The 16,865-nt window shown below is 66.3% G+C and carries 14 protein-coding genes; 3 read left to right on the forward strand and 11 right to left on the reverse strand.

The window, feature by feature from the left end:
• Positions 1-3: 3 nt before the first annotated feature.
• The 3 genes from NCW75_07670 to NCW75_07680 are packed head-to-tail and all read right to left on the reverse strand — an operon-like array spanning position 4 to position 2,547.
• Positions 4-687 carry a hypothetical protein gene (locus NCW75_07670; GenBank protein UYV14160.1) on the reverse strand — a complete coding sequence of 228 codons (684 nt, stop codon included), beginning with the start codon at positions 685-687 and terminating at the stop codon, positions 4-6.
• Complete coding sequence (locus tag NCW75_07675) at positions 680-1,570, reverse strand: hypothetical protein (protein UYV14161.1); 891 nt, start codon at positions 1,568-1,570, stop codon at positions 680-682. Before NCW75_07675 ends, NCW75_07670 begins: the two co-directional genes overlap by 8 nt.
• Complete coding sequence (locus NCW75_07680; protein UYV14162.1) at positions 1,567-2,547, reverse strand: hypothetical protein; 981 nt, start codon at positions 2,545-2,547, stop codon at positions 1,567-1,569. The genes NCW75_07675 and NCW75_07680 overlap by 4 nt, the downstream gene beginning before the upstream one ends.
• Before the next feature lie 180 nt (positions 2,548-2,727).
• Here NCW75_07680 and NCW75_07685 point away from each other — a divergent pair, with 180 nt between their 5' ends.
• The gene (locus tag NCW75_07685) at positions 2,728-3,846 is read left to right on the forward strand and encodes a hypothetical protein (protein ID UYV14163.1); all 1,119 of its coding nucleotides are present in this window, start codon (positions 2,728-2,730) and stop codon (positions 3,844-3,846) included.
• On the opposite strand, the gene NCW75_07690 is transcribed toward NCW75_07685, so the two are convergent.
• On the reverse strand, positions 3,779-5,296 hold the full coding sequence (locus NCW75_07690; GenBank protein ID UYV14164.1) for a hypothetical protein: 1,518 nt from the start codon (positions 5,294-5,296) through the stop codon (positions 3,779-3,781). The two genes, NCW75_07685 and NCW75_07690, sit on opposite strands and share 68 nt — an antisense overlap.
• A 113-nt stretch (positions 5,297-5,409) precedes the next feature.
• Here NCW75_07690 and NCW75_07695 point away from each other — a divergent pair, with 113 nt between their 5' ends.
• Positions 5,410-6,549 carry a UbiA family prenyltransferase gene (locus tag NCW75_07695; GenBank protein UYV14165.1) on the forward strand — a complete coding sequence of 380 codons (1,140 nt, stop codon included), beginning with the start codon at positions 5,410-5,412 and terminating at the stop codon, positions 6,547-6,549.
• A gap of 222 nt (positions 6,550-6,771) precedes the next feature.
• Positions 6,772-9,510 (forward strand): zinc-dependent metalloprotease, encoded by a 2,739-nt coding sequence (locus NCW75_07700; protein UYV14166.1) that lies wholly within the window; start codon positions 6,772-6,774, stop codon positions 9,508-9,510.
• A gap of 98 nt (positions 9,511-9,608) precedes the next feature.
• On the opposite strand, the gene NCW75_07705 is transcribed toward NCW75_07700, so the two are convergent.
• From NCW75_07705 to NCW75_07735, 7 genes are all read right to left on the reverse strand, one after another.
• Positions 9,609-10,481 carry a hypothetical protein gene (locus tag NCW75_07705; protein ID UYV14167.1) on the reverse strand — a complete coding sequence of 291 codons (873 nt, stop codon included), beginning with the start codon at positions 10,479-10,481 and terminating at the stop codon, positions 9,609-9,611.
• Between the two features lie 140 nt (positions 10,482-10,621).
• The gene (locus tag NCW75_07710) at positions 10,622-11,446 is read right to left on the reverse strand and encodes an SDR family NAD(P)-dependent oxidoreductase (GenBank protein UYV14168.1); all 825 of its coding nucleotides are present in this window, start codon (positions 11,444-11,446) and stop codon (positions 10,622-10,624) included.
• The gene (murJ, locus tag NCW75_07715; GenBank protein UYV14169.1) at positions 11,436-13,019 is read right to left on the reverse strand and encodes a murein biosynthesis integral membrane protein MurJ; all 1,584 of its coding nucleotides are present in this window, start codon (positions 13,017-13,019) and stop codon (positions 11,436-11,438) included. Before murJ ends, NCW75_07710 begins: the two co-directional genes overlap by 11 nt.
• Positions 13,016-13,411 (reverse strand): VanZ family protein, encoded by a 396-nt coding sequence (locus NCW75_07720; GenBank protein ID UYV14170.1) that lies wholly within the window; start codon positions 13,409-13,411, stop codon positions 13,016-13,018. The genes murJ and NCW75_07720 overlap by 4 nt, the downstream gene beginning before the upstream one ends.
• On the reverse strand, positions 13,408-14,340 hold the full coding sequence (locus NCW75_07725; protein ID UYV14184.1) for an AAA family ATPase: 933 nt from the start codon (positions 14,338-14,340) through the stop codon (positions 13,408-13,410). Before NCW75_07725 ends, NCW75_07720 begins: the two co-directional genes overlap by 4 nt.
• Positions 14,341-14,481: 141 nt before the next feature.
• A complete protein-coding gene (locus NCW75_07730; GenBank protein ID UYV14171.1) occupies positions 14,482-15,831 on the reverse strand; it encodes an undecaprenyl/decaprenyl-phosphate alpha-N-acetylglucosaminyl 1-phosphate transferase in 1,350 nt (449 codons plus the stop codon).
• On the reverse strand, positions 15,828-16,844 hold the full coding sequence (locus NCW75_07735; GenBank protein UYV14172.1) for an NAD-dependent epimerase/dehydratase family protein: 1,017 nt from the start codon (positions 16,842-16,844) through the stop codon (positions 15,828-15,830). Before NCW75_07735 ends, NCW75_07730 begins: the two co-directional genes overlap by 4 nt.
• Positions 16,845-16,865: the final 21 nt, after the last annotated feature.

The raw sequence follows: 16,865 nt of genomic DNA on the forward strand, positions 1-16,865 counted from the left end.
GCGTCAATACGCCAGATCGGTCAGCGAGAACATGACTACCAGGAAGGCGACCAATCCCAGCCCGAGCACCGCGTCACTCCGTTGCCGGGGCAGATCGTCCTCGAACCGGCGTCGCCACCAGCGCCAGGCCGAGTAGGCCACGTAGAGCAAGCCGGCGACCGAAAAGAGGGCCGGGGAATTCGTTTTCGTAGCCTTGAATGCGATGATCGCGGCCGGTGCCACCAAGGCGGGCAGCATGATGCCGTAGCCGAGTACTTTCGCCGTCGGCGCGGTGAGGCCGCGCATATCCCGCTCGCTGATGCCCGGCCCGACGTTTGACTCGGTAAACTCGTAGTGGACCTGGGTGCGAACGATCAGTTCGAGATCCTCGCCGCACTCGGGGCAGCGGTCGCCGTCGGCACCGGCCAGGTCGTATGAGCAACGCGGGCAGGCCAGACCGGTCGGCCGCACCAGCTCCGAGAACCGCCGCCCCCGAACGCCGATGCGTGTGGCCGCGATGCCCTTGTCCCGCTTGGCCGCGCGCACCATCGCGAACAACACGCCGGCCGCGGCGACGGGGGCCAGGACCAGAACGGGCGGGAAGAACAAGCCCCAGAGGACCAGCGGCGCGAGCGCGAAGAGCCCGAAGGCCATCGCGCCGATCAATGCCCAGAGGCTGACGTGCGCCGTCGCGGGGCGCTCATCCACCGCCAAGCCTCCAGACCGCCTCGCGCAAGCGCCAGCGCCGCAGCCGGTCGGCCTGGGCCAGCAGCTGCGTGTCGGCGTGAACCAACCGCACGATCCCGGTGTTGTCTTTCAGTGCAAGGTCGAGTACAAAATCATGGATCCGCGGCCCGTCCTGGTGGGTCCAGCGCCGATCGATGTGCCCCGACAGGTTGCGGGCCCGCTGCCACTTGCGGTCGAGTTCTTCATGGGGCACGCCCGCCAGCCCTTCGGTGGGTGGCAAGAGCATGTGTCGCCGGGCCATGCCTTGAAGCCCGGCCACGTCGTGCCGATCGATCGCCCTGTAGTCGGCGCGGTCCCGAACGCGCTGGCGGCCGAGCGGGCCATCATGGCCGGTCGCACGCCAGCCATGGGCGGCCAGCAACCCATCGAGCGCCGCGTTGGGGTCATCGGTGCCCAGCACCTCCGTGGTGATCACATCGAGCCGGCGCTGTGCCAGTTGGCGTGTGTACCGACGCATGCCTACCGGATCGTCCGCATCGAATCCCGCCAGCGCGGCGTGCAACGACCGCTTCCGGTCGGGCGGCACACCCTCGATCAGCCCCCTCGCTCTGGCCCGCACCAGTTCTTCCAGCACCGCATCGAGGACCACCGCCCGGCTCGGCGGCTCACCCGCACCGCGCGAGATCTCCAGCAGGAGCGCGAGCGTCACCGCCCACCGCTCGGCATCACCCTCGTCACCAGCCACGCGGGCCACGCTCCGCTCCATTTCGACCCGCCCTACGAAATCGATCCCGAGCGGGCGAACATAGGCAAACACGTCCTCGTGCTGTGCCGAGACATCTTGACGCTTGCCCATCGCGCCGGCGACTACGACAACCAATACCAAGACAACGGCCCACCTCATCGCAGGCCCTCGATCGCCCCAGCAATCCGCTCCCGCAGCCGCGCATCATCATCGCACGAGTCGGGAGCCTCGCCAAGCAACACCTTGAGTACGCCCGTCGAGTCCTCGGCCTGCCGCTGGCGCAATCGCAGCGTGATGGCCGAACGCGACGGCTTCTCCCATCCATCGGCCAGGGCACGCGAGAACGCGAAGGCCTCCCGTGTCACGCGGTCGATGCCCTCGGCTGTCCCGAGCGCCGCACCGGGAACGTACCGCCCGGCCACGGCCCGGACCGCGGATGGACCATCCGCACCGCGCAACCGCGATCGCAACGCTTCGACACGCGCCGCGGTAGTTTCGGTCATCGCACGCATCCGGCCGGCCGGGTCGTTGGTATCCAATCCCTCGAATGCTTCGCGGAGCCCGGTCTTGCTCGCGGTCGCCAGCGCGATCGTCATTGGGGCGGCGTCGGGTTGATCCATCGCGTCGAGCGCACGCTCGATCATCTGGGCCGAGGCCTCCGCCGCCGAGGGCAGGCCCCACGCCGACAGCTCCTGTGCCAATTCCAGCAGGTTCTCCAGTTCGGACGCCGCTGCATTGGGATACCCGGCGGCCAGCAACCTGGCGGACTCGGCACGCAGGACCATCGCGCGTCCCCGCGCCCCTGCCAACGCGCGGATCTGGGCTGAAGTCACCCGCTCGGCCAACGGATCGGCGGCGGCTGCGGGCTTGACGACCCCGGGCAATTCGCCGATCTGGTGCCGGGCGGCCTCGATCTTCGGCGCCAGCTCCGCCCACTCCAGCGTCGGGTGGCCCGGCGGGCTGGTCTGGTAGCTCGCCTGGGCAATAGCCTCGACGAGATCCGCATCGATCGATCCCCGGGCCCCGGGCGTTGTACCAACCGGCACCGGGGCACCGGCCGCCGGCGTGGGCGACTCGCCGCAACCCAGCAGCAGACACCATCCAACCATGACCAGAGCCAGCACACCTCGCACCATCAGAAACCCTATCGGCCTGTGCAGCCCGAGCGCTCGCAAGGCCGATGGCCTGAGCACAGAATTTCCTCGCCAGCGCCCATGACCGAACCCCCACCACCATCCAAGCCACAGGCTCAATCGGGGCCACGGCGCTGGCGTCGCCGGTGCCGTGTGGCCCTGGCATGGGGGTTCCGTCTGGCCTTGTTCGCCCTCGTCCTGGCATTCCTGGCGGGCCGGATCTTCACCGACCACCACTATTGGAGCCAATGGCTGTTCTGGACGCCCCCCGAGGCCTGGCTGCTGGCCATCTGGCTGCTCGCGATCACCATCACGCTGCTGGAACCACCGGGCAGGGGCTGTTGGTGGGCGCGGCTGGGCCCGCTCGTCGTTGCCGCCATGGCCTTGCTGCACGTCGCGTTGGCACACTGGCACCTGCAGAACGCCCTGTTCCGCACGCCGGGCCCCACCACCCTGCGGGTGTACCACTGGAACGCGACCGAGGCCACCGACGAGGCGCTGCACGCCTTCCTGCGAGAGTCCGACCCCTTCGCGATCCGCCGCGGTTCGCCGGCTGTGGTCGTGCTGGCCAACCCACCGCTCAGGCTGGACTGGTCCGACATCGTGCGGATGCTCGCGCCCGAGGCTATCGCCCCATCGGACACGCGCGATCACGTGCGCCGTGGCGGGCGGTTCGTCTTCATCAGTGGAGAGCCCATCTCCGCCTCGGGCTGGGCCTCGCTGGGCCTCGATGCCAAGACGCCCGAGCCGGGCCTGCTCGACCATGGCACCGCGATGTTCGCGCAGGTCGATCTTGATTCGGGCCCGATCGTGATCTGGGGTTTCGACTGGCCGAGCGACCCCAAGCGTGGGCGCATGGCGTACGTCGAGCCCTCTCTGGACGCGATCGCCAAATCCACGCATTGGACCTTCACGCCCACCGCGGCCGGCCCCCTGCAACGGGAACGCCACACCGGCTTCCCCGACGCCGACGTTGTCATCGGAGACTTCAACACCGGCCGGGGGTCGAACGCCATCTCGGCTCTGCTTCCGGGCATGGTCAGCGCTCACACCCAAGCCGGCATCGGTCCGGATTACGGCTGGCCTCGCTTCGTGTTCGACGGCAAACGCGACCGCAAGACCATCCCCTTCCTCGGGCTCGATCAGGCCTTCGTCCGCCCCGATGGATGGCGCGCGACCGCCTACCGCATGCTCGACCTGGGCGTCGGCACGCACCGCGCTCAGGAGTTGATCATCACTCGGGCAAAGTCGGATCAAGCGTCGCCGGGGACTCCGCCGGCGGTTCGGGCAGCAGCGAACTGACTGGCGTCTGGTTCTTCCCCTGCCGCCAATGGCTGATCTCACGCTGCCAGAGCACCGCGGCCGTGGTGGCAGCCATGCCGACTGCGAGCACCACGATTGGAACGAGTTGGGCCTTGGATGTGCGCCTCGGGGTCGCCCCACGGCTACTCACGGCGACCGTTGTTGCTATCGCCAGAAAGAGCAACGCGAACGGCTCGTGGTACCGCTGCCAGACCTCAGAGCTCGCCCCTTGTGCGATGCCGAATCCAGCGAACAAGCTCCCAAGTATCCAACGCTCCCGCGCCCGAACGCACGCGAGGATCACGACGAGCAAGCCCGCACCCACGGCCGCCACGACCACGATCAGCGGGTTGCACTCGCCAATCGGCCCGAGCACGTTGAGCTTGTCGGCCGCGCTCCACACCAGGCCCGCCCGGCCGGCCTTGGGGGCGGGCGTCGTGGGCACCAGTGCGACAACAAGAGCCGCAACTACGCCACTCGCGATCATCCAAGGCATCGCGCGACGGAGCGTGCCCTTGCATCGGCCACGCCAGCCTTCCTCACCGACACCCAGCATTGCGGGCAGAAAGAACACCGACAGCCCGCCAAGCATCACGAGTTGCAATGCGAGATTCGAGGGATTGGCGCCATCGTACTGGCCCTGGAACTCGGGGGGCACCAAACCACCCCACACACGGTACAGGTACACCAACGACGCGATGGCCGGGAGCGTGGCGAGTGCCATTGGTGCGAGGTTCCTGGTGCGCCCTGATACCCCCACCCACGGCTTGCCGCACGCCGGGTCGCTGGGTACTTCTCTCAACCAGGCCGCCACCCAGAGTGGGGCAGCAAGGTACAGCAGGTTCTGCCTGGTCCATACCGCGAGCAACAAGCCCGCACCCAAGACAATCGCCCACATGCCCCTGGGTGGGCACAGCAACGCGGCAAGCGCGAGCAAGTACACCCACATCCACCCCGCATTGTCGGCCAGCATCCAGGCACTCGAGTTGGTGACGTAGACCGAGGCCATGATCGGCGCGACCAGCACCGAGCCGAGCACCGCCCCGCACCGCCTGCCCAGCAAGAACCCGAGGCCCGCGAAGATCGCGACACTCAAAGCCAACGCAACGAGCCTGAGTCCCGGATCGCCCATTCCGGTCAGCCGGACCACCCCCGCAAGCACCCAATGGAAGCCGGGCGTCATGGCGATGAAGTGATCGGGATACGTCAGGTGAAAGACCGGCCACGTTGGCACCATCGCGTCGATGGTGTGCTCGTGGAACAACACCTGATCGAAGGTTGCCCGACCACCGGCGTAGCGGACATTCAGTGCGGCGATGGGCGAGAGCAGGAGCCCATACAACACCGGCAGCACCATCGCCATCCAAAAATGGCGGGCCTGAAATGCACCAGTGATGTGCTCGGGATTGGGCTCGGTTTCGGTGATGCGAACTCTCCGAGTCCAGGCCACGCAGAACGGCTTGGGGGTTGGACTTACCGGCCCCAAAGCCCGATTGTTACGCTAGGGGCCGCCCGAGGCCGATCTGGTCCCACAAGGCCGCCGATGAGCCCGCGTGAGAAAACATGACCGAAGCCCCCGACCACGCCAATACCAGTTCCGATAGCATCGGCACGGCTGGCGTCCGGCGTGAGCCGCTATGGACAGCATTGCTCCGTTTGGCGCGGCCCAAGCAATGGGCCAAGTCGGTGTTCGTCGCGGTCGGCCCGTTCTTCGGCGGTGCGACCGCCATCGACGAAATCTGGGGCGTCGTGCTCGCCATGGCCGCCTTCGCCCTGGCCTCGAGTGGTTGTTACGTGGTCAACGACCTCCGCGATACCGAAGCCGACCGCCTGCACCCCCGCAAGCGGCGCCGCCCCATCGCCTCGGGCCGCATCACCGCGAGCACCGCCCGCCTCTACGCGATCTCTCTCTGGATAGCCGCCGCGGCCTGTGTTGCGGCATTGGGCCCCATCCTGGGATCGACCAACGCCCTGGCCCTTGGCGGGTTGCTGGCGCTGTACATCCTCAACGTCACTACCTATAGCCTCAAGCTCAAGGGCGTGCCCGTGCTCGACGTCCTGAGCCTCGCCTTAGGGTTCGTCCTGCGCGTGCTGGGCGGCTGTGCGGCCGTTGGCATCACCCCGAGCACCTGGCTGCTCAACGTCACGCTCTTCCTGGCCATGTTCCTGGCCTTCGGTAAGCGGCTTGGCGAGCGCCGGACCCTCGGCGGCGATGCCACCGCGGCCCGAGCCGTCCAGGGCGTCTACACCGACGAGCTCCTCCGCATGATGGTGGTCGTGACCGCCGTGGCGATGCTGCTGACCTACGCCGGGTACGTCCAGGACAACGAGTCCAGATTTGTGTGGATCTTCGGAGGCCGCTCGCTGGGCATGGGTGATTCCCCCCGCCTGGGCATGAACCTGCTCTGGCTGACCATGCTCCCGGCCACATTCGCGGTGCTGCGTTGCATCATCTTGCTTGAGCGGGGTGACTACGACGACCCGACGGAACTGGCGACCAGAGATAGGGATTTCCAGCTTGCTGCCCTCGTGTTTGGCACTCTGACCGCGGTCCTGGTGCTCTGGGCCGGTCCGGCGGAACGGCCCCATCCGGATAGCCCGCCCGGAATAACCGACTCGATGCAAGAGTCCGATTACTCGATGGCCGATGAGGAACCTGAGAGGTTCTCGGCCGTCCAACTGGGCGGTCGCCCTGTGGGCTGACGTTTGTCGCATTGGCCCTACGACCAAGAAACCGCCCGATTGGGCCCTCACGAGAGCAAGATGGGCCGCCCCGGCGCGTCCCCCATAGGATCAAGAACACGGACGTAGAACCCCCGGCCGGCCTTCGGGCCGCCACAGGGGATTGGCAGGCCACTGGCCCGGGGGCGTCCCGCCCCTGGCACCGGCCACCGCGGAAGCCTTCACACACGGAGTACAAGGATCATGAGGAACACGATGAGCGGAAAAGGCATCGTTGGTGTCGCGGCTGCGCTTCTTGCCGTTGCCGGTCAGGCCTACGGCCAAGACAAAGGCGATCTGCCGGCATTCGAGAAGGTGAGCGAGGGCTACGAGCAGGTGGTCACCACCGCCGATGGCAAGAGCTTCTTTAACATCTGGAAGCGCGAGAAGGACGGCCAGTTGCTGGCCGAGCTGCCCCGCGGCTTCGAGCGGCAGAAGCACTTCTTTGCCATGACGATGGGCTCGGGCGACATCTTCGCCGGCCTGCAGTCGGGCGATCTTTACGCCTATTGGAAGAAGTATGACAAGCGCCTCGCGCTGATCCAGCCGCAGACCGAGGTCCGCGCGGGCGGCGACAAGGGTGTCGAGAAGGGCATCGATCGTATTTTCACCGATCGCGTGCTGCTCGAGGTTCCGATCGTTGCCAAGGGCCCCAACGGCCAGCCTGTGATCGACCTTGACCAGCTCCTGGTCAACAACGCGGGCACGTTCTTCGGCGGCCGCGCCGCACGCCTGAACTCGCGACTGGCGACCATCAAGACGGCCAAGGCCTTCCCCGAGAACGTCGAGATCGCCATCGAGGCTCCCGACGCGAGCGGCCGGTTTGCCATCTACCACTACTCCATCAGCAACATCAAGGGCACCCCGGGCTACAAGCCCCGCGAGGCCGACGAGCGCGTGGGCTTCTTCACCACCAGCTATCGCGACTTCTCCGAGATGGACGGCTCGCAGATGTGGACGCGGTACGTCAACCGCTGGAACCTTGAGAAGGCCGACCCGAGCCTGAGCAAGAGCCCGCCCAAGCAGGCCATCGTGTACTACATCGACCATCAGGTGCCGGTGAAGTACCGCCGCTGGGTGCGTGAGGGTGTTGAGTACTGGAACAAGGCCTTCGAGGAGGTCGGCATCGTCGGCGCCATCGAGGTCGTGTACCAGGACGCCACCACGGGTGCCAACATGGAGAAGGACCCCGAGGACGTCCGCTACAACTTCATCCGCTGGCTGACCAACGGCATCGGCACGGCCATCGGCCCAAGCCGCGTGAACCCCAAGACCGGCGAGATCCTCGACGCCGACGTCGTGCTGACCGACGGCTGGATCCGCGCGTACTGGTTCCAATACAACGACCTGCTGCCGCAGGTGGCCATCGAGGGCTTCGGCCCCGAGACGCTCGCCTGGCTGGACGAGAACCCCCAGTGGGATCCTCGGGTGCAGATGGCCGCTCCTGAGCAGCGTGAGTACATCATCGCCCAGCGCGAGGCCCGCGGCCCGCTGCCATACGGCGGCCACCCGGCCATGATGGCCCGTGAGGCCCAGGATGGCTCCATCTCGGACGCCGTCGCCGCCTATCAGGTCACCGGTGCCTGCAACATGGCCCACCTCAAGGCCATGAACATGGACGTCGCCCGCCTGAGCGGCGAGGTCCTGGGGCTATTCGAGACCGAGGCCAAGGAAGGCGTCGACATGCTCGACGGCGTGCCCGAGTGGTTCGTCGGTCCGGCGCTCGCGCACCTGGTTGCCCACGAGGTTGGCCACACCCTGGGCCTTCGCCACAACTTCAAGGGCTCGGCCGTGTTCACCATGGACGAGATCAACTCCGAAGAAGTCAAGGACAAGCACCCGTTCTCCACGACCGTGATGGACTACAACCCCATCAACATCAACATGGAGTCCGGTGAGATCCAGGGCAACTACGAGGTCATCGACATTGGTGCCTACGACAAGTGGGCCATCGAGTACGGCTACACCGACGGCAACCTCGACGAGGTACTCAAGAAGGTTGAAGATCCCAACCTGGCGTACGCAACCGACGAGGACACGTGGGGCCCCGACCCCCTGGCCCGGCGCTACGACCTCTCGGCTGATCCGTTGGATTACGCCGAGAACCAGATGCGTCTGGCCCGCGAGCTTCGCAGCCAGATCCTCGACAACTTCGTCAAGGATGGCGACAGCTGGGCCCGCGCCCGCCGCGGGTACAACATCACCCTGGGCCAGCACATCAACTCGGTCAGCATGATGGCCAACTGGATCGGCGGCACGTTCCAGAGCCGCGCCAAGAAGGGCGACCCGGGCGATATGGCTCCCTTGACCCCGGTGCCCGCCGACCAGCAGCGCAAGGCGCTCAACTTCGTCATCAACAACACGTTCTATGACGATGCCTACGGCTTGACGCCCGAGTTGCTCAGCAAGATGACCGTGGACAAGTGGTACGACGGCGGCGGCATGGGTTCCATGTTCGAGGAGCCTGCCTTCCCCATCCACGACCGCATCCGCGGCATCCAGTCGTCGGCTATGACGATGGTGCTCAACCCGACCACGCTCGACCGCGTGTTCAACAACGAGATGCACGTCGATGGTGACGAAGACTTCATCACGCTGGCCGAGATCATGAAGACCGTGAAGGACGCGGCCTGGAAGGAGCTGAAGGAGGGCGGCAGCGGCGACTACAGCGATCGCAAGCCCATGATCAGCTCGCTTCGTCGCGGCCTGCAAGGCCAGCACATCGATCGCCTGATCAGCCTGACCAACCGGGGCTTCCCCGGCGCGTCGGGCGCGGCCCTGGCCAACGTGGCCAACCTCCAGCTCCGCGAGCTCCGCCAGGAGATCGACGGCGCGGTGAAGAAGGGCAAGAGCTCGATGGACACCTACACCAAGGCCCACCTCATGGACGCGAGCGACCGCATCGGCCGCGCCCTCGAGGCCCAGTACACCCAGACCCGCTGATCGCCTGATCTTCGGACACTGAGTTCATACAAACGAACGGCCCCGCTTCGCAGCGGGGCCGTTTTTCGCTCACGGTCTACGAGCCTGGGGAACCCGGCTTACTCGCAGCCGGCGTCAAACTCGTTCTGGAATGCCAGGAAGTCGAAGATGGTCAGGTCGCCATCGCCGTCAAAGTCCGCGAGCGGGTCGCCGGAGTCAAACAGGTTTTGGAACGCGAGGAAGTCGAAGATGGTGAGCGAGCCATCGCCATCGAGGTCGGCCCGACACCCACCGCCAGCGGCGAACAGCAGCGATTGCACGAGCATCAGATCGCCATCGGTGCCGATGTCCCAGAAGCTGGCCGAGACCGTGCTGGGAGGCGGGTAAAAGCCCAGATCGACACGATTAGGATTCGCCCCAATAGCCACGAGCACACGGCCGTCGTCCCACTCGGCGATCGCCGTCGCACCGGGGTTCAGATCGGTCACGTTCGGGCGGAAGCTCGACGTGCCACCGAAGAAGCTGGCCACACCATCCATGATGGGATGGCTCGGATCGAGGATGGCACCCAGCGAGGCGGGGCCCGACTGGTTGCCTGAGCGCGGGACGATGACTTCGTAGTCCGGGTTGCCGCGCCAGCGGCCCGAAATATCGCGGTCGGTGGTCGTGCTGCTGTTGGCAAACACGGCCACGACGACACCGCCGCCGCCGTCGACGTAGTCGGCGAGGTTATCGCCGAAGGCAACAGGATCAGTCGGCGTCAAGTTGGTCCACACGATGACTGAGTCGAAGGCCTCGAGCTCGGCCAGCGTGGGCGTGGTCGACTGGAGGTCGATGTTGGTCACACTGTCGAACGCCCCGCTATCCTGGAGGACCGTCTCGACGCCCGAAGCGCCAGCGCTGCCCGCCGCCGCGACGATGGCCACGTCCTGGGCCAAGGCCGTCCCGGCCAGCCCCACGAGTGCTGCGATGCTGATCACTTGCTTGTACATGAAATACCTCCTTGAACGCCGCGAGATCGGCGTCTGCGTTTTCTGCGCCAGGGTATTCTCACGAAATAGTCCCCGAGCTGCCCTCCAAGATACCAGGAATCGACCCAATACGCAAGGCCATTTTGGGTGGTATAGAGATATCAACCGCGGCGGTTGATCGGCGCCTGCTTTCGGGCGAAGCGGTCGAATGCGGCGTCGGCCAGCCTCGGGAACGTGCTGAGCGCCCCCAGCCCCAGCCGGCTTGGCAGGCTCGTCCAGACCTCGGTCTTGGGCTTGTTGAGGCACGCCACGACGGCCCGGGCTACACGCTCGGGCGGCTGGATGAACGCCTTGGGCGTGTTCGACACGATGTCGCTGCCGCCGCTTCGACGCTGGACCCCTTGGGAAAATTCCGTGCGCGTGCCGATGGGGTGGACGGTCGAGACGTGGATGCCCAGCGACTTGAGCTCGTGCCGCATCGCCCGGCCGACGTGCCACTGGGCGGCCTTGGTGGCGCAGTACGCGCCGTAGCCGGGGATGGCCATCTTACCGATGCTGCTCGAGCAGATCAGCACGTGGCCCGCCCGTCGCTCGACGAACCGCTCGACGGCCGGATGGATGGTGTTGAGCGTGCCGAAGAAGTTGGCCTCGAAGATCTCGCGCATTTGGTCGTCGGTCGTCTCGTGGATGGGGCGCTCGAAACCAAAGCCGGCATTGGCGAAGACGGCGTAAAGCGGGCCGAGTTCGGCCTCGGCCTTCTCGATGAACGCCCGGCATTGGTCGATGCTCGTGACGTCTGTTTGAACAGCGATCGCGGTGCCGGCGGTTTGCTCGATTTCTCTGGCAACGTCTTCGAGTTTGTTCACGCGGCGTGCGCACAGGGCGACCGGCATGCCCGCTCGGGCGCAGGCCAGGGCGGTCGCCTTGCCGATGCCGCTGCTGGCTCCGGTGATGGCGATGGGCTTGCCGGTCAGATCAATCGCCATCCGATGCCCCCCCGCGGTGTAGCACGCGTGCCAACTCACGATATCCCATGGCCCACGCGGCCGAAGCATAAGCCAGCCCACCAACCGTGACGCAGACCGCCAGTCGCGCGGCGCGTTCTGCCCACGCATCCGGCGATGGCCACAACAGCAGCACCGCGCCCACCGCGATAGCCATGATCATGACCGATGGCACGACCTTCCACCCACGCCGCCACGTCTTGCCAACAACATCCACGCTGTGCTTCCGTGCCAGCACAACCAAAAGGATAACCGTCTGCATGCCCGCGGCGGTGGCGGTCGCCCAGGCCAACCCGGCCTCGCGGAGCAGCCAGATGAGCGAGAGGTTCAGCACCAGATTGACACCGAGAGCGAACAGCGAGATGAACGCCGGGGTGCGTGTGTCGCCCATCGCGTAGAACGCCCGCGTGAGCAACTGGTTGCAGGCGTAGGCCCACACGCACGAGGCGTAGCCGATCAGGACCACCGCGGCCCGCTGGGCGCCGCCCTCGCTGAAGCCGCTTCCGCCCCCAAAGAGCGTGTGGGTCAGGTCGCCCGACACCAGCATCAAGCCAACGCTGGCCGGCAGTGCGATGGCAACCGAGAGCGAGAGCGCATCAACGAGCGCCGCCTGGAATCCTTCACGCTGCCCGGCGAGCCGGCTGAGCAATGGGAACGCCGCCGTCGCCACGGCAACACCAAACACGCCGAGTGGGAACTGGTACAGCCGCTGCGCGTAAAAGAGGATCGCGTTGGATTGCTTGTCGAGCGGGTACGCGAAGCCGAACATGGTCGCGCCGAACCAGATCGGCCACATCGCGAGCACGACGTCGAGCAGGGCGCTGGCCTGGAGCGTCCCCAGCCCGATGATCGCGCCGGCCCACCGCCGCACCAGGTTCCGAACGCTCTGCCCAACGCCCGCGATCACACGCGTCCACTTCACGTGCGACCGCAGCGCCCAGAGACTCCACACCACCTGGAACACGCCCGACAGCACTACGGCCGCGCACAGCAGCATGGCCGCCGACTCCACGCTCGCGTTCTGACGCATCGCGTGCACACCTGCCGCACCGAGCACGCACAGGTTGAGCACGATGGGCTGGGCCGCGGGCGGGCCGAAGCGGCCGTGCGTCTGGAGCACGCCCGCGAGCATCGCCGCGATGCAGATGAGTGGCATGAATGGCAGCGCGATCATCACCAGCAGGATCGAGAAATGCCGCACCCCGCCCGGCTCGGCCATCGATAGCGCAAGCCAGAGGCCGAGTTCGCCCAGTACGGCAAGCCCGGCGGTCACCAAGCCCAACAAGGCCACCGTGAAGGTCGCGAATCGGTCCGCGGCCCTCGGGTCTTGCTCGACCAAGGAGGCATACTCGGGCACGAACGCCGCTGCGAGTGCTCCTTCGCCGAATAGGCGGCGGAATGTATTGGGAACCGCGAAGGCCGCCGCGAAGGCCGAGCCAACGGCGGTATCGCCGAAGAGCCGGGCGGTCACGACGTCGCGCACGAGCCCCAGCACGCGCGAAAGCAGCGTGAGCGAAGAGATCACGCGGAACGCGCGAGAGAGAGCCCCGCTCATGGCTGGGGTGCCTCTGGATGATCGAACATTCTCAGAGTAAAGAACACCAAGAGCGACGCGAGGATCGCGCCGGCTGCATTCGCCACCATGTCGGTCAGATCGAACACCCGCTCGAATATCGGCAAGGCCTGGGAGGATTCATCGGCAACGGCATAGCCCATCCCCACCGTTATGAGCACCAGCAGGTCGCCCAGCCGCCGCGCATCGCCGGCGAAGCCCGTGAGCCCGAGCAAGAACGTCCATAGCCCGAAGGCCGCCATATGGATCAGCAGGTCCAGCCGCCAGCCGGGCACCACATTGACGTCGACGCCGGGCTTGTGTGTCGCCACGAACAGCACCACCGCGTACGCGACAAACACGACGCGGAGCAGCAGCCGGTGGCGTCCGATCACGACGCGTGCTGCTGCTGGCTGGGCGGGGTGACGATCTCGGGGGTCTCGGGCTCGGGGGTCTGGGCCTGCTCTTCTTTGCCCGCATCGGCCACATCGGTGGCATCGGCGGGTGGTGGCTTGGCCGGTGCGGGCATCATCGCGGGAGACGCCGGATCGATCAACGCCACGAAGTGCTTGGCCAGCGCCGCGTAGTCGCGAGCGCCGGCGGCCTGGGGCGCATAATCGAAGATCGACTGACCGAAGCTCGGGGCTTCGGCCAGCTTGATGTTCCTCCGAATCGGTGGCCACAGCACGCGGGCCCGCTTCCAGGGCACGTCACGCTCTCGGCCCTCGGCGAAGAACGCCTCCATGTCGCCCACGACCTCTTGCGTGTGGCTGGCCTGCTGGTCGTACATGCACAGCACCACGCCGGCGACTTTCAGCTGGGGACGGACCTGCTGGGCGACCAGCCGCACGGTCTCCAGCAACTTGCCCACGCCGTGGAGCGCCAGGAAGTGGGCTTGCATCGGGATGACGACCTCGTCCGCAGCCGCAAGCCCGTTGAGGGTGAGCAGGCCCAGGCTGGGCGGGCAATCGACGAGCACAACGTCGATAGGCTGAGCATCGCAGGCGGCATCGATGGCCAGCCGGAGGCGATGATGCCGCCCATCGGCCTGGGCCAGTTCGGTCTCGACACCGGCAAGGTCGGTCTCGCTGGGCAGCAGCCACAGGTTCTCACCCGCGGGGGTGATACCAACGGACTTGGGCTCGAGCAGGGCGTCGTACACGGTGGCCGGCCGGTCGTCGCCATCGACCGCCACACCCAGGTGCAGCGTGGCGTGGGCCTGGGGATCGAGATCGACCAGCAGCACCCGCTTGCCCAGCCGCGCGAGTGCGGCCGCGAGATTTACGGCCGTGGTCGACTTGCCAACCCCACCCTTCTGGTTCATCAGGGCGAAGACCTTGGGCCGACCGGATGGTCCGGAATCGGGCACGACTGGCGATTGATCTGGGGTTGGGCTTTGCGGATCGCTATCCATCGCGCGATTCTATCGCCCGGATGCCGCCTGTCTGGCCCGAATTCGGACGACTCAGGACGCCGACCGCTTGGGCCGCTTCGCGGTGTCGATAGCCAACGAGGCCTCGCTCTCGATCGACTGCCGCCGGCTGACCTTGATGGCCGTCACGCCCACGTAGCACACGACAATAAGCGCCAGGCCGTAGACCACGCGGGCGCGGCTGAGGCTCATGGCCAGCCCCAGGGCCGTGAAGCAGGCCGTGATGCCGTACAACGCCAGCACGGCTCCCTTCACGCCCAGGCCCCGCTTGAGCATGTGGTGCAGGTGCTGGTCGTCGGCCTCGGTGACGCTCTTGCCGCTCATCCGCCGCCGCACGATCGCCAGCACGCTGTCGATGATCGGCACGGCGAACATCATGAGCCCGGCCAGCACCAGGTGGGTCTGGCCCATGTCTCCCAGCGTCAGGATGATGACGATGGTGCAATAGCCCAGCAGCATCGAGCCGCAATCGCCCAAAAAGATCGACGCCGGGTTGAAGTTGTGGGGCAGGAAGCCCATGCACGCGCCCAGCACCGCCAGGCACAGCACGAGACGCTGGGCGTCGCGCGGGCCCTGGTCGATAACCATGAGCGAGAGCGCCAGGATGGTCAGCCCGATGACGGTGATGGTTGTTGTGCCGGTGAGCAGGCCGTCGAGCCCGTCGATGAGGTTGGCCGCGTTGCACGCACCAATGACGAACACCGCGATCACGATCGCGCCGGACCAGTACACGACGTTGAGTTCGAGCGGCACCTCAAGCCCCGGGATGGGGACGTAGAAGATCAGGTCGCTATTGGCGACGAGATCAAGACGCACGAGGATTTCACCCACCGGGCGCAGCACGCCTTGAGCGACCTTCACGCCCACGTTTTCGATGGCCAGCGCCGCCGCGGCCACGAGCTGGCCGCTGATCTTCAGGCCGGGCCGGATGCCAACGGCGTCATCGAGCAATCCAACGATCACGATCACCGTCATGCCGAGCAGCACACTGATGGGCACGACGCCGTGGTAATCGCCATCGACCAGGTGCTCGCTGGGATAGACCACGCCCAGATCGCCCCAGGCCGTGGCCAGGTAGCTCACCAGCGTGCCGCCCATGATGCCGAGGAACACCGCGAGCCCACCCAGGTACGCCACCGGGATGCGGTGGACCTTGCGCGGATCGCTCGGGCGGTCGATAATTCCAGATCTCAATGCGATCTTACGAACGATCGGCGTCGCCACGATCGTGATCACGAAGGCCGCCACGAACACCCAGATATAGCGATGGAAGATCGCCAGCCCGGTTGTGGCCAACCCATCCGCGGCTTCGACGGCTTCCTCGATGGGAGCATCGCCGAGTGGTGGCATCCCATGCATCGCCATGGCCAGGAGTTCGCTCATCGCGACACCCCCGCCGAGCCCATGGCTTCGGCCACGGCAAGGATGGTCGAATTCAGTTCATGCTCGGGCTCGAAGTCGATGGCCTGCCGCAAGCGTGCCAGGTGGGGCTCGCGACGCCGCAGATCCTCGAACCCAGGGCCGTAGGCCTTGTCGTAGGGCACCAGTTCGATATCCGATGCCGATCCGAGCACTTCCACGACCGTGCGTGCCAGCTCAAAGATGCTGATGGCCTGTTCGCTGCCCACGTTGTAGATGCGGCCGTGGGCTTTGGCCGTTCCGACCAGATCAACGAGCGCCCGTGACACGTCACGAACATCGCAGAAGCATCGGACCTGCTCACCGTCGCCGAAGACGCGGAGGGGCTCGCCCGACAGAGCCGCGCTCACGAACCTCGGGAGCACCATCCCGTACCGACCAACCTGACGGGGGCCCACGGTGTTGAACAACCGTGCCACAACCACGCCCAGCCCGCTGTTGCGATGGTGCGCGAGCGCGAGGTACTCGTCGAGCGCCTTCGAGCACGCGTACGACCAGCGGGTCGCGGTCGTGGGCCCATACACCACGTCGTCGTCCTCGTGGAATGGCACCCGCTCGCTCTTGCCATACACCTCAGAACTGCTGGCAATGAGCACGGCTGGCGCACCAGCCTTGCCACGTGCAGCGTATCGCAGCAAGGCGCTCGTCTGCTCGGTATTGGTCTCGATGCTACCGATCGGGTCGGCAATCACCAGTTCGACGCCCACCGCGGCGGCCATGTGGTAGATCTCGTCGAACTCGCCCGAGTCGCCAGCCGGCCCGTGCAGCCAATCCCGGAGATCGGCATGCCTAAAGGCCAGGCGGCTATGGGATTCGGGCAGATTCGTGCGGATACCGGTGGACAGATCGTCGACCACGACCACAGAATCACCGCGCGACAGCAGCCGTTCCACCAAGTGCGAGCCGATGAAGCCCGCGCCGCCGGTGACCAGCACCCGGCGAGTTCGTCCCGTCGGGTTGGCAGCACCTTCACGCAAGGCCGGACCTCTCCTCCACCA

Source organism: Phycisphaera sp., from assembly GCA_025916675.1.
Classification (GTDB): Bacteria; Planctomycetota; Phycisphaerae; order Phycisphaerales; family UBA1924; genus JAHCJI01.

Bases quoted from the DNA above. Each gene is read 5' to 3' on its own strand.
- NCW75_07675 (UYV14161.1), bottom strand. From the start codon at position 1,570: ATGAGGTGGGCCGTTGTCTTGGTATTGGTTGTCGTAGTCGCCGGCGCG.
- NCW75_07725 (UYV14184.1), bottom strand. From the start codon at position 14,340: ATGAACCAGAAGGGTGGGGTTGGCAAGTCGACCACGGCCGTAAATCTC.
- NCW75_07730 (UYV14171.1), bottom strand. From the start codon at position 15,831: ATGAGCGAACTCCTGGCCATGGCGATGCATGGGATGCCACCACTCGGC.
- NCW75_07680 (UYV14162.1), bottom strand. From the start codon at position 2,547: ATGGTGCGAGGTGTGCTGGCTCTGGTCATGGTTGGATGGTGTCTGCTG.
- NCW75_07695 (UYV14165.1), top strand. From the start codon at position 5,410: ATGACCGAAGCCCCCGACCACGCCAATACCAGTTCCGATAGCATCGGC.
- NCW75_07710 (UYV14168.1), bottom strand. From the start codon at position 11,446: ATGGCGATTGATCTGACCGGCAAGCCCATCGCCATCACCGGAGCCAGC.
- NCW75_07700 (UYV14166.1), top strand. From the start codon at position 6,772: ATGAGGAACACGATGAGCGGAAAAGGCATCGTTGGTGTCGCGGCTGCG.
- murJ (UYV14169.1), bottom strand. From the start codon at position 13,019: ATGAGCGGGGCTCTCTCTCGCGCGTTCCGCGTGATCTCTTCGCTCACG.
- NCW75_07705 (UYV14167.1), bottom strand. From the start codon at position 10,481: ATGTACAAGCAAGTGATCAGCATCGCAGCACTCGTGGGGCTGGCCGGG.